The sequence below is a fragment of the Tenacibaculum sp. Cn5-46 genome, assembly GCF_022347705.1.
GTDB classification, from domain to species: domain Bacteria; phylum Bacteroidota; class Bacteroidia; order Flavobacteriales; family Flavobacteriaceae; genus Polaribacter; species Polaribacter aiptasiae.
The window spans coordinates 54,403-78,300 of record NZ_JAKRGD010000004.1; the positions used below are offsets into that span (position 1 = coordinate 54,403).

Sequence of the window (23,898 nt, forward strand, 5' to 3'; positions counted from 1 at the left end):
TTAAAGATATAACGGTACAATAGATAAGAGCACTAAATAAAAGACATGAAAAAATACGAAACAGATAAATCTTTTTTAGCACGTTGGGCTGCAAATGAATTGAGTAAAGATGAACTTACTGAATTCATGCAAACTGACGCATACAAAGATTTTAATCGTATTAATGAATTTGCTCAACAGTTTAAAGGACCTAAAATTGACAAAGAAGCTGCTTTGTTAAGTACAAAAGCTAAAATGAAAAGAGGAAAAGTAAAAACACTCAATAAAAGCTTTTGGTTTTATGTAGCAGCCTCTATTGCTATTCTTATTTCTGGTTACTTTTTAATAAACTCTACTAAAAACTATGTTACAGGTATTGGAGAGCAATTAGCCATTGTTTTACCCGATGGTAGTGAAGTACAATTAAATGCAAACTCAAGCTTAGAACACAAGCGCTTTTTTTGGACCAACAACCGCCAATTAAAATTAGAAGGAGAAGCATACTTTGAAGTAGAAAAAGGGAGCGATTTTAAAGTAATTACTAATTATGGTAATGTAACTGTATTAGGAACTAAATTCAATGTAAAATCTAGAACTCATATTTTTGAATTGAACTGTTATGAAGGTAAAGTTAGGTTTGATCAAAAAGACAGCGAAAACCAAAAGATTTTAACTGCTAACGATAAAATTATTATTGAAAAAGAAGTAATTTCTGAACTAAAAACTCAATTTAATAAACCAAATTGGATGGAAGGAATTAGTTTATTTAAAGACCGTCCTTTACAAGATGTTTTAAATGAATTGAGTAGTATGTATAAAATTTCTTTTAAAACTGATAAAATTGATACAACACAACGTTTTTCAGGAAGTTTTACTCATAACAATTTAGAAAATGCGTTAAAAACTACTCTTACTCCAATGGGGATAGTTTACACATTATCAGAAGATAAAACAATTGTATCTTTACAATAATTAATTTTTTTCCCTTAAAATGATTAAAAAATCAATACTAACTACAGTATTTTTATTTCTCGTTAATTATACTTTTTCTCAAGAAAAGTTTGATGTCTCTTACAAACAAACTTCTCTTCAACAAGTTATTGTCGATTTAGAAGCTAAAACAACTTTCATTTTTTCATACTCTAAAGAAGTAATTCATAAAAAGGAAATTACGCTTACTAGAGAAAAAGTAAGTATTAAAAATATTCTTCCTGAGTTAACACAACAAACAGGTTTACTTTTTGAAGTTCTTAGCAATAAGCAAATCATTATTAGTAAACCTAGAAGAATATGTGGTTATATTATTGATGCTAACACTAACGAAACTTTAGCGTATACCAATGTAATTATAAATAGTAAACTATATACTACCACTGATGAAAGTGGTTTTTTTAGTTTTGAAAATCCTCCAAAAAATTCGGAAAAAATTTCGCTTACTTTATTAGGTTACCAAGACAAAGAAGTTACTTTAAGTACTAATGATAGTTGTATAACAATACACCTTCACCCACAATCTTCTCAACTTGATGAAGTTGTCGTTTTAGGATATATTACTTCTGGTATTGATAGAAATAAAGACGGTTCTATTTCTGTAGACTCAAAAAAACTGGGAATTCTTCCAGGGTTAGTGAGTCCTGATATTTCACAAAGTATTCAATTAATTCCTGGTATCTCTACTTTAGATGAATCTGCTACAGGAATACAAATTAGAGGAGGTTCTCCTGATCAAAATCTAATTTTATATGATAATATAAAGTTATACAATACAGGGTATTTCTATGGAATGTTTTCACTTTTTAATCCTTTTGCTACTGAAAAAGCAACCATTTTTAGATCGGGAACAAGTGCCAGTTATGGTGATAGAATATCTGGAATAATAGATATTTCAAGCGGTACTGATATTCCTAAAAAAACTGAAGGTGGTTTTGAAATTGATGGTTTATCTGTTAACGGATATGTAAAAACTGCTCTTTCCAATAAGTTAGCTGTATATGCTTTTGCTAGAAGATCTTATAACGACATTGTAAAAACTCCAACTTATAATAGTTATGAGGATAAAATCTTTACCAATTTTGGTGTTGTAAAAGATATAAATGGTACTCCTTTAGTGCTGGAAACTGATGATGATTACAGCCCTGAAACCAGTACAAATGATTTTTCTTTTGCCGATTTCAATTCTAAAATAATTTATAAGCCCAATGAAAAAAACACCATTTCCTTAAGTGGTTTATATACTAGAAATCGTTTGGACTTTAATTTTACCGGTGGTGATGAAAAGCTCATAGATTCGCTTAAAACTCAAAATAAAGGCTTAAGTTTTAATTGGACACATATTTCTAATGAAAAACAAAAAGAAAAGCTTACAGCTTACTATTCTGAATACAATTCATTGTACCAAAATAACGAAATCAAAGATGAAACTGGTAACGGTATTTTAGACTTAGCCGAGATTAATATTCGTAAAAATGATATCATCGATTTTGGTTTAAACTTCACTTCTACAACTCAAATAAAAGATTTTCAGCAACTAACTTTAGGTTATCAACTCTCTTATACTGATCTAAATGTATTGATAAGCAAGGAAAATCCTGTAGAAAATAAATTAGAACAATCAATACAAGACGATACCAACTTAAAAAATGCTTTATTTGGAGAATATACTTTTAGTTTTAAAAATAAAGGATTTGTAAATGGTGGACTTAGATTTGTGCACTACAGTTCTTTAAATAAATTCTTGGTCGAACCTCGTATCAATTTAGAATATCCTATAACTAGTAGTTTACGATTTAAAACCGCTCTTGAAAAAAGAAATCAGCCTATTTCTCAATTGGTTGAGTTTAACCATACCGAACTTCGTTTAGAAAATGAATTATGGCGATTATCTGACGGGGAGCAGTTTCCTTTATTAAGTAGTAATCAAATATCGGGTGGATTATTATATCATCATAAGAATTTAAACATCGATGTTGATACTTATTATAAAGAACTAGATGGTTTAACTACGTTTACTAGTGGGTTTAGTAATCCGTTAGAAAACCTTGAAAAAGGTGAAAGTATTATTAAAGGTTTAGATGTTCTTTTAAAATATAAGTGGGATCATTATAAAATATGGGCTGGTTATACTTTTAATGATATTACTTTTAAGTTTCCTAACTTAAAAGATACTTCTGATAATTTCCCAGGAAATAACGATATAACACATCATTTTAGAATTTCTAATACCCTACAGCTTAAAAACTGGCAGTTTTCTCTTGGATGGCAGTTTAGGTCAGGAAAACCTATTACACCTGTAAACAGCTATGTTATAAAAATAGATGCCGATGGTGAACCTGCTGGTGTTGTTAATTTTGGTGCTATTAACAGTGAGCGCTTGCCTGATTTTCATCGTTTAGATGCTTCAATTTTACATGATTTTAATATCAATACTAGAAATAAGAAATTAAAAGCGCAATTAGGTATTTCCTTCTTAAATTTATACAATAGAGTTAAGCCTTTAAACCTAATTTATAAAGCTGAACGTAAGCCTTTAGACGATGGTGGTATTGCTGTTGAAGGAACTACAGGTAGTACTCCAGAGGAATTAGAGGTTATTTTAGAACAAGTTATTCAACGATTCTCTTTAGGTTTTACTCCTAATGCCGTTTTTAGAATTTACTTTTAATTTTTATAACTATATACAAACACAAAAGCTTAGAATAGAATTCTAAGCTTTTTTATTTTCTAAAAGTTTTATTTCTTTAACAAGAGCAGCAATTATCTGATGCTGTAGTTTCTTTAAAAGAAGCATCTACTCCATTGTTAATAGCACTTTTTAATTGTTGAAATGCCTTTTGAATTATTGAAAATGGCGAAGCTATATTCATTCTCATAAATTGTGTATGTCCTTTTTCAAACCAATCACCTGGAGTTAAAGCTAATTTTGCTTGATTTACAACTAAATGTTTCAATGCTTTATCTGATAACTTCAGCTTGCTAAAATCTAACCAAATTTGATAGGTTCCTTCTGGTTTGTATAGAGTAACTTCAGGCAATTCTTTTTGAATATAACTTTCTACCCAATTTAATGTTTTCTCTAAATAAACTAATAAATCATTTAACCACTTCTCTCCTTCTTTATAAGCTGCAATAGTAGCGTGTGCTGAGAGGATATTTCCATGATTTAAATACAACGATGCTACACTTGCTTTTACCTGTTCTTTAAAATTCTCATTAGGAATATATAAATAACCATTAGAAATACTTTGCATTCCAAATGTTTTGGCTGGAGATCCTATAACTGCGATATGTTTTTCACTGTTTTCTATAGATGCAATACTATTAAACTGGGAATTTGAATACACAATATCTGAATGAATTTCATCACTAATAATAGTTACATTATGTTCATTTGCAAGGTTTACCAAATTTTGTAATTCTTCCTTAGTCCATACTCTTCCCACTGGATTATGCGGATTACAAAGTATGAATGATTTTACATTTAACGTTTTAAACTTGCGTTCAAGGTCTTCAAAATCCATTTCATAACGCTCGTTTACTAGTTTTAATTTGTTCTGAATTACTTTTCTACCTGCCGATTCTATTAGCTTAAAAAATTGATGGTATACAGGTGTTTGAACCATAATACTATCGCCCTTTTCAGATAATTCTCTAATTAGAATCCCAATTCCCGTTAATACTCCAGAAACTTGTACAAATGATTTTGGATGTAACTTCAGGTTATTACGTTTAAGATTCCAATCTGAAATAGCTTTAAAAACTTCTCCTGTATTAAATTCATATGCATATACATTTCTATTCATTAATTTTTTCAAAGCTTCTTGGATGGGTTTTGCAACTTCAAAATCCATATCTGCTATCCATAAAGGCATAACATCTGTTGCTCGAAACATTGCTTTTAAATAACTTGAATTACTCTTTGCAAAGTTATTTTCTACTGTGTGTACTGTATCAAATTGATTCATTATAATTTTCTCTAATTCATTATTAATTCCATTCAGCTTTAGCAGCTTCAAAATCCTTTTGAAACGTACTCGTATTCCACATCAATAACAACATTCTATGAGCTATTTGTCTTGCAGTTTCATCATCACTAGGAAAATGTACTCCCATAATTTCTCTAGACAAACCTACTTCATAAGCTAAAGATATAAATTTACTTCTTTTTTCTGGAATCAACTCACTCAAGGTATAGGCCTGAATATAAGCCCATAATGTATGACCACTAGCAAATGAAGGAGTTGGTATTTTTTGTAACGGTTTTATGTTTGAATCTAAATGATAAGGTCTTGCTCTAATTTTATTAAACTTTAAAACAAACTCTAATAACCTTGCATCGTTCATAATTCCTTTTAATAATTTTGTTGTATTTGGAAACTTTTTTGCATTGTAACTTTCGTCAAAAGTTTCTCTTACTAAAAAGAATAAATCTTTTAAATTATGCTCATATCTATCGTCAGTTTTAGTGTAATTTTTATGAGGCCAATACCCTACTCTTGCTAATTCCATAACTCGTTCCTCTTGCTTTTCTGTTCTCTTTTTTTGAAGAGAAAGTAAAAAATCAAGTTCAGCTCTGGTTTGTTCAGAACTATTTGCTGGAAAATTCACGGACTGCATTATAAAGTCTACCTGATTAGAACTCAAATAGTATGGTTTATTCGAGGCATAAACCAATATAAAATCTAAATAATTGTCGGTAGGATATTCAATAGTATCCATAAACGCATATTCAGCTCTTTTTTCATTACTAAGTTTTTTAAATTCTTTATAATGATTTTTCACTGGTTCTATTTCATGAATTGTAGAAAAGATGGAGTTTTGTCCATACATTCCTAGAGTAACTGTTAGTACTATTAATGTTATGTTTAATCTGTTCATTCTTTTATTTTCTTTACTTCTTTAAATCCAACCTAATAACAATCCGAAGCCTAACAGTATTAGGGAAATTCCTGAGATTTGATTTATAATTTGTTTATTTTGTAATAATTTATCTGAAACTTTACTAAATCCGAAGCCCATTCCTATTAATAATGTTCCTAAAGGAATACTATAACCAATAGCAAACACAAAAAGAGTTAACCAACTTAGAAACAAACTACCTTGTAAGTATGATGTACCTAAAACTATTGGAAAAATTGGACTACAACCAACAGAACAGGCAGTTGCGAAACCTCCTAAAAGCAATCCAAATAAAAAGCTCTTATTAGCTAAACCTGCGATTTTGGATGAAAAACTCCCTCCAATTTTTAAGTTAAATGGAAGCATATTTAAACTCATCAAACCTAAATATACTACCAAAACTCCTGCTATAATTGTCCAGTATTTCCCTACTATTTGCCCAATAGATACACTAATTATCCCTGTTAAAGCTCCTATTAATGATAAAGAGATAATATTTCCTAATAAAAATGATAACCCCGTTTTTATATGTGATTTTTTGTTTTTTACACTTGCTTCTGAACCTGCATAGCTGCTTACAGCAGCTAAGACACCTAAATTACAAGCAGATCCTATTGCCGTAATAACTCCCAACATAAAAACTGCTATAAAAAATAGTGGAGAATTCAATTGATTTTCAATGATAGCATTCGTCCATTCCTGAATATTTTCCAACATACTTTCTAATTTTACTTATTGGAACTTTTACAAGAAGCTTTTTGCTTTGTAGCACATGTTTCTTTCAACTTTGTATTACAAGAAGCTTTACTATTTACCGAGCACGATACTTTTGAATCTAGAACTGAATCATAAGCTCTAATTAACGTTGTTAGATGAATATTTTTGACAATTGACACTCCTTTTCCCAAGACAACAATAGTGGGTATTTCTTTAATATTCAACTTAGAAACAACCTCTTTGAAATTATTCTCAGTTTTCTCTAATTCTAAATAATCTGCAGCCCCTTCTGAACTATTTAATTCTGAAACTACATTTCGAGTTATATTACTTATAACTTTATTTTTATTACTATCATTTCCTTTTAGAAATACGTAAACAACTTCTTTATCTGTTGCTATCCATTTAAAATCATCTTTTGAGACTACTTCTTTAGTTATTGAACTACAACCAGACTCAGCGCTTGTAGCTTCTTTAAAAGCTGATGTAATTGCTAAAATGAATGCTAAAGTAAAAATTCCCAGTCCTAGTTTAATTTTCATTCCTTTATTCCCTCCTTTCTTATTTGGAGAACAACAATTTGAAGGACAACTATCTAAATCTTCTGTGTTTTGCATTGTAATACTTTTATAGTTAATTTCTCTATAGACGCATCACTAAAAAAAAGACGCAAAAAAATAAGCCTCTTTTTTATTGAGACTTATTTTATGTGTGGATTAACTTATTTTTCAGCATAAACACCAAGGCTAATAACAGCATTATTGCTAGCCTTAAATGTTTCCAACTCTTGAGAATTCACATAGTTTAATAAAACATCATCAGGCATTTCAACTACTTTTTCTTTAGTAATTCTAATATTCTTAAATCCCGCATCTTTTATTGCTTGTATGTAGTCTTCTTGCTGTAAAGCTCCAGAAATACATCCTGCATACATTTCTGCTGCATTCATAATACCTCTTGGCAAATCACCCTGCAAAACAATATCAGACATACTAAAGTGACCTCCTGATTTTAAGACACGGTATACTTCTTCGTACGCTTTCTTTTTATCTGGAACTAAGTTTAATACACAGTTACTTACCGCAACATCAATACTATTTTCTTTTAGCGGTAAAGCTTCTATTTCTCCTAAAATAAAATCTACATTATCATAACCTAGTTTTTGCTTATTTTCATTGGCTTTTTCAATCATTGCTTCGGTCATATCTACTCCAATTACATGACCTGTTTCACCAACAATACTTCGAGCTACAAAAACATCATTTCCTGCTCCTGAACCTAAATCAAGAACTGTATTTCCTTCTTTTATATTGGCATGCTCTGTAGGAATTCCACATCCTAAAGCATAATCGGCTTCTGCTTCATAACCGTCAACTTTCGAATAACTTTCACTTAATGTCCAATCCTGAGCTGGCGATCCGCAAGAAGTAGGTCCACAACCACATCCTGCTCCTGAATTTGCTACTCTTGTATATGCTTCTTTTACTTGTTCTTTTATTTCTTGTGACATAATCTGTTTATTTAAAGTGTTTATTTTCACTCTATAGACGTCACTCTTTAAAAAAGATGCAAAGATTTTTTATTTACATGAAGTATTACATTTTTTCTCTTTATAATCTATAACATCTCCGTATACATCGGTAGATATTGTACAACATTCTTCATAAGCAGACTTTAACATTTCTCTTCCTCGCTGTACTCTCGATTTTGCTCCTGAATAAGAGATATTTAAACGCTGAGCTATTTCTTTTTGAGAAATATTTTCTAAATCTGCCAATACAATAGCTTCTTTATATTTATCAGGAAGAGAATTTATAAATGGACTTATACAACTTGTAAGTTCTGAGGTAAGAGTTTCTTCTGAAAAGTCTTCAGAGTCAATATTCTCTGAAGTCTCATTATATCTAAACTTTCTAAAATGAGAAACAATTTCATTTCTTGTAATTTGATATATCCAAGAAACTAATTTCTTTTTATTTTTTAAGGTCTCGTATTTAGTAAATACTTTTAAAAACACATCTTGAACGATATCTTTAGTCAACTCAGAATCATGGACTTTAGAATTTACAAAATTGGTTAATCTTGTATTCATATCGTTCCAAACATGTACTATTTCATTGCTCATAATAACAAAAATAAATCTTTGATTTATTTGTAGACGTATAAGATTAAAAAAGACGCAAACTTTTTTAATAAATTAAATCACACGCTCATCTGCTTTATAGGCTCCACGACGATGTAATATCCACTGAGCTTCATCTAAAGGATTTACTCCTTTATATTCTCTAATCACTCCTTCTCCTTCTGGACAAGTATCGTAACCATAAAATTGTAATCGTAGTCTTAATTTACCTCCTGTTATAGCATTTAGTTTAATACTTAAATCTAAGGAAGTTGCTACAGGAATGGTTCCTTTTAAACTAAAAATATCGTCTTTAAACTCTGGAGAATCAAAAATAGCTCTTCGAGTACTTAATTCAGAAACTATTTTTCCTAATAAAGCTTCTTTTGCTTTGATTTCAAAACTTAAGATGGGCTCTAATAAATGAGTTCCTCCAGCTTGCAATCCTTTCATAATCCCCATAGGAGTTGCTAAATTAAAATCGCCCGGTCTTGAATGTACATTATGATCCTCTCCTTTTATCAAGGTAATCTTTACATCGGTTACCTCCCATCCCAATATTCCTTGCGCTAACGCTTTGGGTATTGTACGCTCTACTTCATTTTGATACTTAATATGCACATCATTTTGTGATACAATAGAACTATAACTCACTCCTGAATTTAAAGGTGTTGGCTCAATTAAAAAAGTCATGATTGCCCAACAAGGTTTTGGCATCCAATACCTAATATAGCCTTCTGCTTTTGTGCTAATTGTTTCTTTATATACCACTTGTGGCTCTGTAAAACTTGCTTTGATTAAAAACCTGTCTTTTAAAACATGTTCTAAGATTTCAATCTGCATTTGCCCCATTAACAACAACTGTAATTCCTTTTCTGCTTTAAACCATTTAAAATTTAAAGAAGGATCTTCTCTATCTATTTGCTGAAGTGCTTCAGCCAAACTATTATAATCGGCTTTATTTTCTGGAACTACTTGAACACTTAGTACAGGAATATGCAATTGTGGAAGCTTAGGGATATCTTCTGGACTACCTAAAATATCTCCCGACTTTGTTCCTAAAACTCCAGTAATTACACCTATATCTCCCGATTTTAAAACTACATTATCAATATACTTAGTATGATGTAGCTGTTTGGTTTGATTAATCTTGGTTTCTAATTGCTGTGTATGGTTGTAAATTGTTGTTTTTGAAGATAATTCTCCCGAAAAAACTTTTACATGTGCCATGGTACCATATATCTTATGATGCTCTAACTTAAAAACAAAGGCTGACAATTCTTCTTTTGCTACTACTTTAGAAGTAGGACAATAGGCTATTATTCCATCTAATAAATCGGTTACTCCTATATTATTTTTGGCTATTCCTGTAAATACTGGAACTATTTTATGTTCTTTCGTTAGTTTAGAAATACTATTTAAATATTCTTCATCTGTTATAGCTTCTGAATTTAAAAAGCGTTCTAACAAATCCTCTTCTCCTTCTAAAATATGTTCAATCGATTTTTCTTTAACTATTGTGTGAGCATCCGTATTAAAAACAGGAACGGTTGTAGCATTGGTTAGCCCATCGTTTTCTGAAGCATACAATACAACTGGTTTAATTTTTAAATCCTGCTCTAATTGCGCTAGGGTAGCTTCGGTATCTGCTCCTTGGCGATCAATTTTATTAATAAAAATAATAGTCGGTATTTTCAATTCTTGCAAAGAATCCCAAATATTTAGCGTATGTGCTTGTACTCCTTCCACTGCCGATACTACTAGTACTGCGGCATCTACTACACATAATGCTCGTTCTACTTCACTAGAAAAATCTACGTGGCCTGGTGTATCAATTAAATTGATTTTTGTTCCTTTCCACTCAAAAGAAGTAGTTACTGCTTTTATAGAAATACCACGTTCTTTTTCAAGCTCTAAACTATCAGTACTTGTCGAACCTTTATCTACACTCCCTAAAGTTCTAATGGCTCCTGAATTGTATAAAAAATGCTCCGTAAGTGTTGTTTTTCCTGCATCTACGTGAGCCAATATTCCTATATTGATTGTTGGTTTTGTCATTATTTGGAGTGTTTTATCAACCTTTTTAATTAAATAGGTTCACTTGAAGTAATTACTACTATCTACTCTACAAACTTACTATATTTAATACTTCTTTGTAATATTGAGTATCTTTTATTTCAAACTGTATTTTAAATTAATTTTAAAAGTGATGCAGATCACTTCTTTTTTATTCATAATTCCTCATTTTTGTTTTTTAATACTATTTGTAATGCATCCACTTAGACAACATATAGAAGAAATTATTTCTCTTTCTGATGATGAGTTTGACTTTGTTTTAAGTCATTTCGAACATACAAAGAAGCGTAAAAACCAATATATTTTACAAGAAGGCGAAATTGCTAATAAGGAATATTGGGTACTTAAGGGATGTTTAAAAAGTTGTTTTTTTGATGACAATGGTAAAGAACATATCTTACAATTTGGTATGGAAAATTGGTGGATTACAGATTATGAATCATTTGTTAAACAAAGTCCTACCAAACTTTCTATTGATTGTATTGAAGATTCTGAACTTTTATACATTACCTATGAAAATAGAGAGAAACTAACTCAATCTATGCATAAAATGGAGCGATTTTGGGCTAAAAAAAGCAAATATGGTCGTATTGCTTTACAAAATAGAATATTATCTCTCTTAAAAAACTCGACTAAAGAGCGTTACGAATTACTTTTAAAACAATACCCTAAACTTTTTCAACGAGTTCCTAAAAAACTTATCGCTGCTTATCTAGGTGTTTCAAGAGAAACCTTGAGTAGGTTAAAATCATAATTCATTTTAATGTGATTTTTATCACTCATTAATAGCGACTTAACTCCTATTAGATGTCTCTGTTTTACTTGAATTTTGTACTGATATTAATTCACAAAATTTTAAAACATGAACATCTTAGAAAAAATTCAAAACAAGGAAATTGGTACTCTCATTCAAAGACTTAGTATAGGATTACTTATTCTTTTTCATGGTATCGCCAACACGAGTGCTAACTATTCTTTTATCAAAAGTTTATTAAGCGGAATAGGATTACCTGAATTCATTGCTTATTTAGTTTTTATTGGAGAAATCGTTGCTCCAATTCTTATTCTTATTGGTTTTAGAGCTAGACTTGCTAGTTTTATTCTAGCTTTCAATATGCTTATTGCTATTTTAATGGCACATGCTTCTGATATTTTTGCTCTGAATAAATATGGCGGTTGGGCTATAGAACTACAAGCCTTATTTTTATTTGGAGCTGCCTCTATTGTATTCTTAGGAGCTGGTAAACACGCTATTTCTACAAGTTCTAAATGGGACTAATTATTATTTCAATTACAACATATTAATCTTAATTCATAAAAACATGCCATATATTAATTTTAGAATCACCGACGAAAATGTAACTCAAAAACAAAAAAGACTTTTAATTGAAGGAGCTACCCAATTAGTTGTCGATATTTTAAATAAGAAACCAGAAACCACTCATATTGTTATTGATGAAGTTCCTATGGGAAATTGGGGCTATAATGGGAAACAGTACTTAGGTAGTAAAAAGGAGTAAAATTAGTAGGAAGTAATGGCTTGAGCTATGATTATACTAACACATTACTTCCTCTACTTCTTAGTTTAGCTTTTCTATGGTTATTGTTTTTTTAGTAAAGAAGAAGATTCTATTTTCAATCTGATCTATGATAAAATCATCCTGATCTTCGTTTAACTTGGTTACTAGTTTTTCATCTCCACTATCAACAAACAATCGTATTATTTTTTTGGTATCATCCTTATCATTAGCTACAGTTACCAATAAACTTTTGTCATTCTCTTGCCCTTTTTTATAACGACTAAATATTTGCATTAAACTCGAATTGAAGTCCATAACATTCAATTTCGTTAATTTTCCTAATGTTCCTTCGTAAGATTGATAGGTTCCATATACATCAGAAGCCATCGTGCTCAAAAAACCTAGGTCTTTTGTAACTAATACGTTTTTGAATGTTTGATTTAATTGACTTCCAACAAAACCAATAGCTGCTGTATATACACCTAGACCATCTTGTACAAATCCAAAAGCTTTTTCAAAAAATGATCGGTGCTGATTTGATGGATATTCTCTTTCGTAAATTAAGTTCCCTTTAAAATCGAACAGGTAAAACTTATTATCGCAATGCATAAAATATCCTTTTTCACGAATATCTAAATCTGGAATTTGTCCTTTAAAATTAAACTTGAATGATGATTTTGGTAAAGAATCATTGATATTAAACACGTACAACTCATTTTCGTTATACACAGGAAACTGTTGCTTTTTTTGGTCGTACCAAATTCTAAAAAAATGCTTTTTCAACCTTAAGTTTCTTACAATAAATCCTTCATCGTTTAAGGCGATTTCTTTATCCAAAGCTTTCCCAGTAAATAAATCAATAATATTTGCCTTAGAAGGTGTTATGTATAACACTTTTTCTCCTTCATTAAATAAATGTATTGGATTTTCATTAGGCATTAATGAAATTCTTACAGACTTTTTCCACTGCTTTTTCCCTTTTGTGTTAACAAAATTCAATTCCTTTTCTTGAACTACTAAATATCCTTTTTCTATTGGAACTATCTTTCTTATTAAGGGAAGTAATTCTGGTTTTTTCCATTGCTTTTGGCCTAAACTATCTATTACATTAAATCCTTTAGATGTAATAACCACCATTTTTTCATTATCAACAATCGTATTCTTTATGTTACCTACAATTTTTATAGGGGTTTCCCATACAGGTTCCATGGAATTGGTATGCTTAGCAAAAATTGCAGTTTCTTCGTTTAGCTTTTTTAAAGCTATCTTATCTGTAAATACAAAGACTATATCTTTTTCTCTATTCATCTCTATAGTATTCACATCCTTTTGGTGAAATACTATTTTACCAGTAAGCTTATTTATTTTTAGGAGCTGCTTATTATGTAACCAAAAGATATCGCCATGCTTATCTAACATTATTTTTTCAGTATCAAGAAAAGCTTCTTTAACTGCCTTGAAAAAACCACTTTTAGTTAAATCGTTTTCCCAAATAAGTTTTCCGTTATCGTAATTGTAAAGAGCCAATACTACTTTTTTCTTTTTTAATCCATTGACTAAAATAGCATCCTGCTCTGGTATTAATAATGTTTTATTTACTGCTTTAAACCCGTGTTTTTCTGAGTTAAAAAGTATTTTACCATTGATACTATTTAAGATAATTCTAGAAACACCTTTTGTTCCAAATGCATTGGATAATAGTTTAGAGCTTATTAAAGGATCTTTTTCAAAAATAACGATAGGTGTAAAAGGAATTTCTTTGTAGGAATCCATATCTACCTTCTTCAACTCTTTATTTTCCCAAGCTACGGTTTTATTTTCTGGATTAACTCCTAAAACTTCTTTCTTTGTTTTTACTATTAACATCCCAGTATTAGAGTTGACTACTTTTCCTTTTATTTTAGCTTTCGTAGTTATTACCTCCTGTGCTATAGAAGATTGGATACTAAAAATAAATAAGAGAATAATTACTTTTTTCATATTATATAAACTGAATATTTTGTGCTGTTAAACTGCCAACTACTACTAACTGCGCATTAAAAATACATATAATTAGCAGTTAACAACACTTTTATAATTAATGAAACTAAAAAAATTAATTGTTGCTATAGAACTTTATAAAATCCTATACTTATATTTCTTTTAAAGTTCTATTGTCTTATTTAAAAACTGCAATTTCTCAACATTTCTTAAAGTATTTTTACCATCTCTTGATGATGTTTTATCAATCACTGTAATTTCTCCATCTTCATCAATTACCTCATAATCTTCATAATTACCTGAAAATAGAACTGTATTAACTCCTTTATTTCCTGTGATGTCATTATCTAATTCATTTACCACAACATTAGTATTATTAGTTCCTAATAGCGTAATATCTTTCAAATACTGTGAATGATGTGTATAAGGTATTCCTTCATTAAATTTTAGAGAAAAGTTCCCTTCAAATCCCTTGTCTATTCTTGCATTATAGGTTAAATATGGATGAAAAAAGGTATTTTGCATCAACTCATAGGCTACAGGGTCTTTCTCTTTTAAATCCTTTCTTTCTTTTGGAGCGTAGAATCCCCACATTCCTCCTTCTCTTTTCTTAAACGCTCCCCATAAACCATAATATGTATCAATTACTGATGCTAAATACTCTTGCGACAAACTATTTTCTGCACTAATTTCTTCTAACCATCCTTTCATTCTTTCGTCATTTGCCCATAGTTTCTTCTCTAATCCATTTACTTGAGCAGCTCTAATTTCCTTTTGAAATTCTGGTGCAGCACCTGGCAATGTATTATTCTTTCCATCTACCCCAATTCCATTATCATGTACAAAGTGTAATATCTCTTCATAAGCAGCATCTCGGTGCTTATAATTCTGATTTACATACCATGGATGTCCTTCTACTTGGATTTCATTTTTATACAATGGTTGCGCATTTACTTTTACATCATTTGTTCCATCATCTTGTCCATTCATTAAAGCTAATACAGCATTATTTTCAGTCATCTTATTAGCAATCTCATCTTTATTTTCTCCAAATTTAGAACCCGGATAGTCTTTTAAATAATGCTCTAAAATACCTCTACATCTCACCGCTTGCTCATCGGTTACATCATCTTGAATTACAATATGAATTGGTTTTCCATTAGGTGCCATTACCTTGGTATATCTGTCAAAGTGTTTTTGATAGGATTTCCCTAAACTACTAGGAACTGCTTCTATACCTAACTCAGTATTAAAAACTCTTTTTATCGATTCTTTTTTTGATACTTCTTTTTCCTTATTAATCGCACAACTTTGTATCAATATTGCTACAAACAATAACAACTGACTTATTTTAATTGAATTTTTCATTACTCTTTTTATTGTATTACATAATTTACTTTTGCTACCTCTCCTAACCTAAAATATCCTAGTACTTCCTCATTTGAATCGGTTATATTTTTACAATTTCCTTTTAACTGTGCTGGTGTAGATGTAAATGGTCCTCCAGAACTAGACTGTTGTACTAAAAGGTTTATATAATTGTAATACTGCTTAGATATTCCGTATAAACTTATATTCAACGTACTTCCAACAACAAAATCTTTATTTTCATACTCCATAAAGTTTTGATTCCCATTGGTAAAACTATCGCTAATAGGATCCAATACGGGTACAGGCTCAGTAGCTGTTAAAAATTCTCCCAAATAATGATTCTCTTCATTTTCAGGATCATCAAAATAAATAGTTACTTCTTTATCTGTGGTACTATCCCCCTTGTCTGTTGTCTGCTCTACCTTTTTAATATCAACAACTGACATTAACGTTTCTGTAGCTTCATAAGTCTTAGAGTTATAGATGATTTCTAATTTATAAGTATCATTAACTACTGGTATAAAAGAATTGGTAGTGTACCTTCCATTTCCTTGATCGCTAAACACAAACTCAGCATTACTGTTGGTATTAATTACTTTTACTTGAGCTCCTGTTACTGGTACATCCTTATTTGTATCAAAATAAGCTGTTGATGTTCTTAATATTATGGTTTGATCTCCTCCTGTAGTTCCTTTAGTCCAATTTATAGAAGCTTCTACCACTAATCTTGGTCCTGCATTGGGTACTGAAACATTTATAACTTCAGTACAAGATATATGAAAGCATATTAGAACTAAAAACATGCTTATTTGCTTATATATTTTTTTCATTTTCTTAAAATTTAAAGTTATAACTCACCGCTGGCATGATTCCGAAAATAGAAGTTCGAGTCGCCTCATTTGCTCCCGTATCTAGGTTTTGACCAAAAGCTATTGATGCAGCGTTTCTACGATTGTATAAATTATAGATACCGAATACCCATTCTCCTTTCCATCTTCTATTTTTATTTTTTCGAGGCGTTAATGTCGCGGAGATATCTAATCTATGATAAGCTGGTAATCTGCTCGCATTTCTAGTAGAATAGGTTGCTGTTGAAATTCCGTTATAAATGAATTGTCCGTTAGGGTATGTTACAGGACGCCCCGTTTGGAAAGCAAAATTAGCTCCGAAGCTCCATTTATCATTAAGCTTGTAGTTTCCTGTTATTGATACATCATGTGTTCTATCGTAAGCAGTGTTATACCAATTTCCATTATTAATTCCTAGACCTCCAGCTTTTCCTCCTTCTGTTTTTTGCTCTGCTTTTGACAGTGTATAGGCTATCCAACCTGTAAAATTCCCTTTGTTTTTTCTGAACAATAATTCCAAACCATACGATCTAGATTTACCTGTTAATATTTCAGTTTCTATATTGTTTTGAGCAATTAAATCTGCTCCATTGATATAGTCTACTCTGTTTTTTACAGTTTTATAATAGGCCTCTGCTTCTAGTGAATATTCATTGTCATTTATATTTCTAAAGTATCCTACTGCGTATTGGTCTGCCAATTGTGGCTTTAAAAACTTCCCACTTGGCGCCCAAACATCTAACGGAGTTGCTGATGTTGTGTTGGATATTAAATGTAAATACTGTGCTGTTTTATTATAGCTCGCTTTTACCGACGATTTTTCATTTAATTTATACGACAGTGCTAACCTAGGTTCAAAGTTTCCAAACGATTCTATTACTTGTCCCTTTTTATAAGTAGTTTCTCCTATACTATTGGCTCTTTCATAAATTCCTAAGGCTTGATTATAAACCACTGGTGTATTGTTTGCATATTCACGTAAAGTTTGATCTCCTAGTCTCATAAAATTACTATATCGTATTCCATATTGAGCGGTTAACTTATCCGAAATCTTATGCTCTAAGCTCGCATAAGCGCCAGTTTCTAAAGCAAACTTATTATCTAATTTTCGTGGATTTACTCCCGATGATGGTGTTAATGGATTCAATCGCCCTGGATTGAAATCGTAGTAAATACCACTGACACCAAACTTGAATTTATAATTATTGTTCAAATAATATCCGACATCATACTTTAGATTGTAATTTTTAATATCTGACTTCCAATCTATTCCTGATGCGTTTATTTGTAAATTATAGTTGTACTTACTGTAGATTAATGATAGGTTAGAAAATAGCTTATCATTAAATAAATGATTCCAACGTAAGTTTCCTGTTAAATTCCCATAAGAGTTTTTAAAAGAGCTTCCGAAACCAATATCGTCATTTCCAAAATATCCTGATAAATACAGCTTATTATTATCGTTAATCTTATAATTGGTTTTAAAGTTGATATCGTAAAACTTAGTAGTATTGTTCTTAAATTCTTCAGAAAGTTTTAAAAACAAGTGTGCATACGATCCTCTACCTGATATTAAAAAAGATCCTCTATCTTTAAAGGTAGGTCCTTCAACAGTTAATCTGCTTGATATAAAACCGATTCCTCCTGATAGTTTTATATTTTTACTATTCCCGTCTTTCTGGCGAATATCTAATACAGAAGATACTCTTCCTCCAAATCTTGCAGGAATTCCTCCTTTGTATAACTTTATATCTTTTACCGCATCGGCATTAAAAACTGAAAAGAACCCAAATAAATGCGATGAATTATAAATGATTGCTTCATCTAACAACACCAAATTTTGATCTTCAGCTCCTCCTCTTACATTAAAACCAGAAGCTCCTTCTCCCGAATTGGTTACTCCTGGTAATAACTGTATGGATTTAATAACGTCAACCTCTCCTAATACGGTAGGTATTTTTTTAATGGCTTTTGCCGATAATTTTGCCACACTCATTTGTGGCGTTCTTAAATTAACACGTTTTGTTTCTCCTGAATTGATAACAACTTCGTCTAATTGCCCTGCATCTTCTTCTAGTTCTGTATTGAATTTAATATTCTGATTAAGTACTATTTTTTTAGAGATTGTTTTATATCCTAAATAAGATACTTCTAATACATAGGTTCCTTTAGGGGCTGTTATCGAGTAAAATCCATACTCATTGGTTATGGTTCCTATAGTAGTTCCTTGTAATAATACGGTTGCTCCTAATAGTGTTTCTCCATTTGCATGATCTTTAAGAGTACCGCTTACGGTAAACTTTTCTTGAGCATATCCCACCGACAAATAAAGAAGCATTATTAAGTTTAAAAAAGTGTGTTTCATGTACGTTCATTTTATTTTGCAAAAGAACGCAGTGATGTCTTAATATATTCTTAAAACAGGGGGCGTATGGGTTCGTTTAAGCTTAATCGAACTCTTTTAATGTCTGTTCGTACTGCTTAGGAGTCATGCCTTCTACAGCTTTAAAAGCACTATAAAAAGTTGATTTAGAAGAAAATCCAACCTCTTGAGCTAGTCCAAAAACCGATAATTGCTTAGATTTGGTAGATTTCATGCTTTTTTTGAACTCTTCCACTCTAAAACGGTTTATAAAGTGATAAAATGTAGTTTTTGAATGCAATTTGATGAGTGCAGAAATTCTATTTTCCTTCATTTCTAAACTCAATGCCAAATCTCTTAAAGTAATATTTTGCTTAGCATATAATCTTTTTTCTTGGATGGTTTCTTTTAAATAATCATATTCCTTTTGGCTTTTAGCTAAAGTATCTTCTTGTTTAATTTCTTTTATTTTATCCTTTGTTATATCTACAACATCATTAAATATTTCTGGCTGCGAAAAACCATTATATCCAATCCAATATACCATTGTAAATATGATTAAAGATGGAAAACTATTAAATAGTAATATGATATTGCTATTTTCTATAGGTAGTATATTTTCTAAAATGAAGGAAGCATGTAATAATATTATAAAATAAATTAAGCTCTTTAACCAAGTAAGTGTTTTTTGTTCAATATTAGAATAGTAATTATTCACCTTCTTTTTATGGTTTCCTAATATTTTAAACACATAAATTACTAATACTAAATCGAAAAGATAAAAGATTTTAAAAATATTCATCTCATCGTTATCTCTACTTAAATTATCGTTTAAAAACAATACAATATTCATTAAAATCCCAGGAATAAATAACAACCAATACCATTTTTTAAAGGGTTTATTTATGGTTCTTATTAAATAGAAGAATAAAAACACCAAGATAAACAAGCCTATTTCAAAAGTTGTCTCTAGTTTGCTTAAGAAATTATCACCTTCTATTTCTGATAATTGGATGTATGACAAACTCCACAAGAATAGTCCTAAAAATAAGTTTCCTTTTTTGTTTTTAAAATGTGCCGATAAAAATAGCAGTCCTATCATAAATGACGCTCCTATAGTTACCGTATTTATTAGTGTGTTAAAATTTCCCATTGGCGCAATTTACATTTAAAAAAGTATTTATTTACGATAATCTTTTTCTAGCTGGTTTTTCAATATTTTAGATTACAAAGAATAATTATTGTTCAATATGTTAGTAATATACATTTATGTTAAAAAGTTTTACTCTCTGAATCTTCAGTAGTATTTTTATGCCGTTTATTACATTGCTATGTTCTTAAATCTATTAAGAAACCACTATTGCATCTCAACAGCAAACAAATTTAAAATGAAAAAGATTTTACTAATTCTAATTTCAACGATATGTCTATTCTTATTGATTTTTATTATTGGCAATTATAACAAGAATACTAGTAGCATTATGCATTGGATATCCTTCAAAATAAAAACCTTACCTCTCATAGCTCTTTTACTTATTTATGCTGCCTTATTGTTTTATATTTTAAAAAACAAATAGAATATTGTTAGTTCATTTTACTCCTAAATTTTAACTGTTAAAAATCAATTTTTATACTAAGCTTAACATTTTATCAATATTTTAAAAATCATATTTGCTTTCTTTTATATCAACCCCCGATAGCTATGCATACTTTCAAAAAATATATTGAAAGGTTTATCAATTTTAAGGATGATTAGTTCTATTTAGCTTTCGTTTTTTCCCTTCTACAAAAAACAAATTATCGTGGTATTCCACATTAATCCAAGCTATAAAAGAATTAAACATGTATAATGTTTGTAAACCTAAATCAGAAATCTTAAAAACATATATTTCTGAATTTACATTACTTAAAAAAGAAAACTTTAAACCTATTAGTTACCTTGCTTTTCCCCACAATAATAGTTCTATTGCATTTTTATCTAAAGCAACAGTAATTCTAAACAACAACAAATTAACAATAAATCAAAGCCCCAACAATACACAATCTATCATTGCATTAGGGAAATATTTACATCCAGTTCAACTATTTTATTCAGATGCAGTTGATGAGATTGGTATCATTTTTACCCCCACCGGATTGAATTATTTTTTCAAACAAAATTTTAAGCAAATTGCTGGGAAACCAATTCAGTTTGTAAACAATGAAATCTGGACTAATTTTTCTAAACAATTGTTCAATTATCCCAAACAAGAAAGGATTGAACTTCTTGAAAAATTTCTATTATCACAATTACAAAAGAAGGACTTAAGTACCATTGAACAACTAACAAATATCTTAACAAACGACTTAACTATTAAGGTAAAAGATTTAGCTCTAAAAACAAATCTATCACCAAGAACTATTAATCGTTTATTTCATACGTATTTAGGACGTTCACCATCAGCATTCAAAAAAATACAACGCTTTAGAAATGCTATCGAAATGAAAAATAATCACAATTCATTAACTGAAATCTCACTACTAAATGAATACTATGATTCTGCTCATTTCAACCATGAATTTCAGGAACTTACTAATACTAACCCAACATCTTTTTTCAATAAAGTATCAAAAGTTGGCGATAAAAAGTTCTCATATATTTTTAAGTGATGTCCGTTTTATACAATTTTCCCTTTTCATTTTTTTAGAATTTTGTGGTACTAAAATTAATATTAAAAATAGACTTCCCCCTATTTAACTAAACAAAAACAAAAAAGTTAAACATCTATGATTAGTAAAAAAAGAAAACTTACCGCAATTATTTGTTCATTCGTTTTGTTCCTAATTATACAATCGTGTAGTAGCGATAGTACGGGAAATTTAATTGAGAATGATACTACACCCCCTGTTATCAAATCATTTACAGTAAATGATATTAAAAATGATAAAATTAAGACCCCAATAGTAATTAGTAATACTATTGAAATTGATGCCACGATTACCGATAATGTAGAAGTAAGCAATGTTGAAATTTTTATCGACGATATTAAAGTTACCAATACTACCAAAGCTCCTTTTGAGTTTGATATTAATGTTTCCAATTATGAATCGGGAGATCATACATTAAAAATCAAAGCTCATGATGCAGCTGGAAATACAACGCTTTCTGAGGTTGTTCCGTTTATTATAGACAATGCCTTACCGTCTATTACAGATATTTCTATTAAAGAAGCATCTATCATTAAAGGAACTAACAAGCTTACCTTTAAAGTAAGTGATGATAATGGTATTAATAATGTAGCAGTGCTTTTTGACAATACACCAATTGCCAACATTACCGATGGAAATTATACAATTGATATCAATACCACTAATATTACAGATGGTAAGCATACCTTAGAAATTATTGCTACCGATTCAAATAACAATGTCTCTAAAAAGCTGATTAATTTCACCTCTGATAATTCAGGTCCAAAAATTACCATTACGGCAATTAACGAAGGAAAAGTAATCTCTGAGATTATTCAATTTTCACCAAAGGTAGTTGATGATTTTTCTGAAATAGCATCTTTTGAAGTATTGTACAACAACAAACGTATTCAATATTTTGACAACGGAACTATCAACTCTTTTGACTTTGATCCAAAAGCTTATGCTACAGGAAATGGAGTCTTTAAATTTATAGCTAAAGACACTTTAGATAATACAAGTGAACTCGTTATCAATACCAAGATAGAACATATTCAGGCACTCATAACTCTTAAAATACCTGTTGATCATTTTGCGTCAAACATTGCAAAATCTTGGGTGTTTGCTTCAAAGCCTGACGGAAGCCCTATTAATACAGTTAAAATAGAAGCTGGTATGACAGAAGTAACTCTAAATTCAACAGAAGCATTTAGTGCTGCAGATGAATTTATGCTAACTTTTTTCGATGTGTTAACTAATGGAGTTAACAGAATTTCTACCATTAAGAATTTAACCATAAATGCTCCTGGTACTATGGAAGTACCTTCTAAAAATCCCTATTCAAAAGATTCAGAAGCAACCTATGAATTGAAGAATTTTACAGCAAATCACAATATTTATTCTGAAGGAATCGATTATAAAGGTAGAAAACTAGGAAATACGCAGTTTAAGGTAGACTATTTAGCTCCTAATAAAACGAACCGTATGTACTTCTATTCATATAATATTGCTGATCCTGCAAACAGCTATACTTATCAGTTTGTAAATAGTCCTGTAAACAATGGTTTTAAAGTAAATAGTACCGATTTTGATAACCAAAATATAAGTGTAAAACAGTTTACCTTAAAAGATTATTTACCGGGTGCAGACCTTAGACCTGTATTAACTATCCAAGGCTTTGAAAATCAAAATGATTATACAAACAATGTATATCACCAAATATTCAATGCGAAACTAGGAAGTAGTACTTTGGGAACAAATAAGCCAAACGACTATCCCTTAAATACCAACTTTGATGCATACAGACATCGTTTGGTTTCTAGAAATTATATTACAGAAAGAAAAGGAACTCCTTTAACTAATTTTGAAAAGCCTAATTGGAATGTAAAATACAACACTGTTACTGGAAATACAGTTAAAATTACCACTAGTGGAGCTACACATAATGTTGGTAGACTGTGGTTAAAAAACAAAATTTCTATAGGTGCTACCTACGATTATAGCTGGACTTTTGTATACGACAGTCAAAAAAACAGTAATGAAGTTATCATCCCTACGTTACCAGAAGCCTTAAAGAACTTAGATTTTTATAACTATAGTAAAAACACATTTTGGCAAATAAAACAAGTAGAATTAACACGTTATGATAATATTGTTACTTATGAAGACTATATAAATAAAGTTATTAAAAACAACGATCCTTATTATAAAACTTCAGATTTTGTAGAATCTGTATACCAAGTAATTAATTATAAAGAGTACCCCGTATATTTAAAAGACTTATTCAATTAAGCAACAGAAAAGGCAGCTAGTATTTAGCTGCCTTTTTTATTAGTATTTTACATACTCTATAACACTTCT

The 23,898-nt window shown here is 30.2% G+C and carries 19 protein-coding genes; 7 read left to right on the plus strand and 12 right to left on the minus strand.

Features of this window, described 5'->3' with window-relative positions; all coding sequences use genetic code 11:
* Positions 1-45 precede the first annotated feature (45 nt).
* Positions 46-951, plus strand: a complete 906-nt coding sequence (locus MHN29_RS09320) for a FecR family protein (protein WP_235274872.1) — start codon at positions 46-48, stop codon at positions 949-951.
* A gap of 19 nt (positions 952-970) precedes the next feature.
* Positions 971-3,640, plus strand: a complete 2,670-nt coding sequence (locus tag MHN29_RS09325) for a TonB-dependent receptor (protein ID WP_235274871.1) — start codon at positions 971-973, stop codon at positions 3,638-3,640.
* A gap of 76 nt (positions 3,641-3,716) precedes the next feature.
* Here MHN29_RS09325 and MHN29_RS09330 read toward each other — a convergent pair whose 3' ends face one another.
* The 7 genes from MHN29_RS09330 to MHN29_RS09360 form a co-directional block, all read right to left on the minus strand.
* Complete coding sequence (locus MHN29_RS09330) at positions 3,717-4,991, minus strand: MalY/PatB family protein (RefSeq protein WP_235274870.1); 1,275 nt, start codon at positions 4,989-4,991, stop codon at positions 3,717-3,719.
* Positions 4,963-5,853: a phosphatase PAP2 family protein gene (locus MHN29_RS09335; RefSeq protein WP_235274869.1), complete on the minus strand. Its 891-nt coding sequence runs from the start codon at positions 5,851-5,853 to the stop codon at positions 4,963-4,965. The genes MHN29_RS09330 and MHN29_RS09335 overlap by 29 nt, the downstream gene beginning before the upstream one ends.
* Before the next feature lie 21 nt (positions 5,854-5,874).
* Entirely contained in the window at positions 5,875-6,591 is a 717-nt protein-coding gene (locus MHN29_RS09340; protein ID WP_235274868.1) for a cytochrome c biogenesis CcdA family protein, read from the minus strand.
* 11 nt (positions 6,592-6,602) lie between these two features.
* A complete protein-coding gene (locus MHN29_RS09345; RefSeq protein ID WP_235274867.1) occupies positions 6,603-7,208 on the minus strand; it encodes a hypothetical protein in 606 nt (201 codons plus the stop codon).
* 104 nt (positions 7,209-7,312) lie between these two features.
* Positions 7,313-8,101 carry an arsenite methyltransferase gene (arsM, locus tag MHN29_RS09350; RefSeq protein ID WP_235274866.1) on the minus strand — a complete coding sequence of 263 codons (789 nt, stop codon included), beginning with the start codon at positions 8,099-8,101 and terminating at the stop codon, positions 7,313-7,315.
* 69 nt (positions 8,102-8,170) lie between these two features.
* The gene (sigZ, locus tag MHN29_RS09355) at positions 8,171-8,716 is read right to left on the minus strand and encodes an RNA polymerase sigma factor SigZ (RefSeq protein WP_235274865.1); all 546 of its coding nucleotides are present in this window, start codon (positions 8,714-8,716) and stop codon (positions 8,171-8,173) included.
* Positions 8,717-8,788: 72 nt separating this feature from the next.
* On the minus strand, positions 8,789-10,771 hold the full coding sequence (locus tag MHN29_RS09360) for a translation factor GTPase family protein (protein ID WP_235274864.1): 1,983 nt from the start codon (positions 10,769-10,771) through the stop codon (positions 8,789-8,791).
* Between the two features lie 211 nt (positions 10,772-10,982).
* Here MHN29_RS09360 and MHN29_RS09365 point away from each other — a divergent pair, with 211 nt between their 5' ends.
* The 3 genes from MHN29_RS09365 to MHN29_RS09375 all read left to right on the plus strand — a co-directional run bounded on the left by MHN29_RS09365 (position 10,983) and on the right by MHN29_RS09375 (position 12,309).
* Positions 10,983-11,543, plus strand: coding sequence for a Crp/Fnr family transcriptional regulator (locus MHN29_RS09365; protein ID WP_235274863.1), 561 nt, complete (start codon positions 10,983-10,985; stop codon positions 11,541-11,543).
* A 108-nt stretch (positions 11,544-11,651) separates the two neighbouring features.
* On the plus strand, positions 11,652-12,068 hold the full coding sequence (locus tag MHN29_RS09370) for a DoxX family protein (RefSeq protein WP_235274862.1): 417 nt from the start codon (positions 11,652-11,654) through the stop codon (positions 12,066-12,068).
* Positions 12,069-12,111: 43 nt separating this feature from the next.
* A complete protein-coding gene (locus MHN29_RS09375; protein ID WP_150899503.1) occupies positions 12,112-12,309 on the plus strand; it encodes a 4-oxalocrotonate tautomerase family protein in 198 nt (65 codons plus the stop codon).
* Between the two features lie 60 nt (positions 12,310-12,369).
* Here MHN29_RS09375 and MHN29_RS09380 read toward each other — a convergent pair whose 3' ends face one another.
* From MHN29_RS09380 to MHN29_RS09400, 5 genes are all read right to left on the minus strand, one after another.
* Positions 12,370-14,289: a hypothetical protein gene (locus tag MHN29_RS09380; RefSeq protein WP_235274861.1), complete on the minus strand. Its 1,920-nt coding sequence runs from the start codon at positions 14,287-14,289 to the stop codon at positions 12,370-12,372.
* A 162-nt stretch (positions 14,290-14,451) separates the two neighbouring features.
* A complete protein-coding gene (locus MHN29_RS09385; RefSeq protein WP_235274860.1) occupies positions 14,452-15,657 on the minus strand; it encodes a hypothetical protein in 1,206 nt (401 codons plus the stop codon).
* An 8-nt stretch (positions 15,658-15,665) separates the two neighbouring features.
* Complete coding sequence (locus MHN29_RS09390; protein ID WP_235274859.1) at positions 15,666-16,490, minus strand: DUF4249 domain-containing protein; 825 nt, start codon at positions 16,488-16,490, stop codon at positions 15,666-15,668.
* A gap of 4 nt (positions 16,491-16,494) precedes the next feature.
* Positions 16,495-18,873: a TonB-dependent receptor gene (locus MHN29_RS09395; RefSeq protein ID WP_235274858.1), complete on the minus strand. Its 2,379-nt coding sequence runs from the start codon at positions 18,871-18,873 to the stop codon at positions 16,495-16,497.
* A gap of 82 nt (positions 18,874-18,955) precedes the next feature.
* Positions 18,956-20,023 carry an AraC family transcriptional regulator gene (locus MHN29_RS09400; RefSeq protein WP_235274857.1) on the minus strand — a complete coding sequence of 356 codons (1,068 nt, stop codon included), beginning with the start codon at positions 20,021-20,023 and terminating at the stop codon, positions 18,956-18,958.
* A gap of 689 nt (positions 20,024-20,712) precedes the next feature.
* On the opposite strand from MHN29_RS09400, the gene MHN29_RS09405 reads away from it, so the two are divergent.
* Positions 20,713-21,519, plus strand: coding sequence for an AraC family transcriptional regulator (locus tag MHN29_RS09405; protein ID WP_235274856.1), 807 nt, complete (start codon positions 20,713-20,715; stop codon positions 21,517-21,519).
* Between the two features lie 117 nt (positions 21,520-21,636).
* Positions 21,637-23,829, plus strand: coding sequence for an Ig-like domain-containing protein (locus MHN29_RS09410; RefSeq protein WP_235274855.1), 2,193 nt, complete (start codon positions 21,637-21,639; stop codon positions 23,827-23,829).
* Positions 23,830-23,898: the final 69 nt, after the last annotated feature.

Bases quoted from the DNA above. Each gene is read 5' to 3' on its own strand.
- MHN29_RS09320 (WP_235274872.1), top strand. From the start codon at position 46: ATGAAAAAATACGAAACAGATAAATCTTTTTTAGCACGTTGGGCTGCA.
- MHN29_RS09325 (WP_235274871.1), top strand. From the start codon at position 971: ATGATTAAAAAATCAATACTAACTACAGTATTTTTATTTCTCGTTAAT.
- MHN29_RS09335 (WP_235274869.1), bottom strand. From the start codon at position 5,853: ATGAACAGATTAAACATAACATTAATAGTACTAACAGTTACTCTAGGA.
- MHN29_RS09340 (WP_235274868.1), bottom strand. From the start codon at position 6,591: ATGTTGGAAAATATTCAGGAATGGACGAATGCTATCATTGAAAATCAA.
- MHN29_RS09345 (WP_235274867.1), bottom strand. From the start codon at position 7,208: ATGCAAAACACAGAAGATTTAGATAGTTGTCCTTCAAATTGTTGTTCT.
- arsM (WP_235274866.1), bottom strand. From the start codon at position 8,101: ATGTCACAAGAAATAAAAGAACAAGTAAAAGAAGCATATACAAGAGTA.
- sigZ (WP_235274865.1), bottom strand. From the start codon at position 8,716: ATGAGCAATGAAATAGTACATGTTTGGAACGATATGAATACAAGATTA.
- MHN29_RS09360 (WP_235274864.1), bottom strand. From the start codon at position 10,771: ATGACAAAACCAACAATCAATATAGGAATATTGGCTCACGTAGATGCA.
- MHN29_RS09365 (WP_235274863.1), top strand. From the start codon at position 10,983: ATGCATCCACTTAGACAACATATAGAAGAAATTATTTCTCTTTCTGAT.
- MHN29_RS09370 (WP_235274862.1), top strand. From the start codon at position 11,652: ATGAACATCTTAGAAAAAATTCAAAACAAGGAAATTGGTACTCTCATT.
- MHN29_RS09375 (WP_150899503.1), top strand. From the start codon at position 12,112: ATGCCATATATTAATTTTAGAATCACCGACGAAAATGTAACTCAAAAA.
- MHN29_RS09380 (WP_235274861.1), bottom strand. From the start codon at position 14,289: ATGAAAAAAGTAATTATTCTCTTATTTATTTTTAGTATCCAATCTTCT.
- MHN29_RS09385 (WP_235274860.1), bottom strand. From the start codon at position 15,657: ATGAAAAATTCAATTAAAATAAGTCAGTTGTTATTGTTTGTAGCAATA.
- MHN29_RS09390 (WP_235274859.1), bottom strand. From the start codon at position 16,490: ATGAAAAAAATATATAAGCAAATAAGCATGTTTTTAGTTCTAATATGC.
- MHN29_RS09395 (WP_235274858.1), bottom strand. From the start codon at position 18,873: ATGAAACACACTTTTTTAAACTTAATAATGCTTCTTTATTTGTCGGTG.
- MHN29_RS09400 (WP_235274857.1), bottom strand. From the start codon at position 20,023: ATGGGAAATTTTAACACACTAATAAATACGGTAACTATAGGAGCGTCA.
- MHN29_RS09405 (WP_235274856.1), top strand. From the start codon at position 20,713: ATGTATAATGTTTGTAAACCTAAATCAGAAATCTTAAAAACATATATT.
- MHN29_RS09410 (WP_235274855.1), top strand. From the start codon at position 21,637: ATGATTAGTAAAAAAAGAAAACTTACCGCAATTATTTGTTCATTCGTT.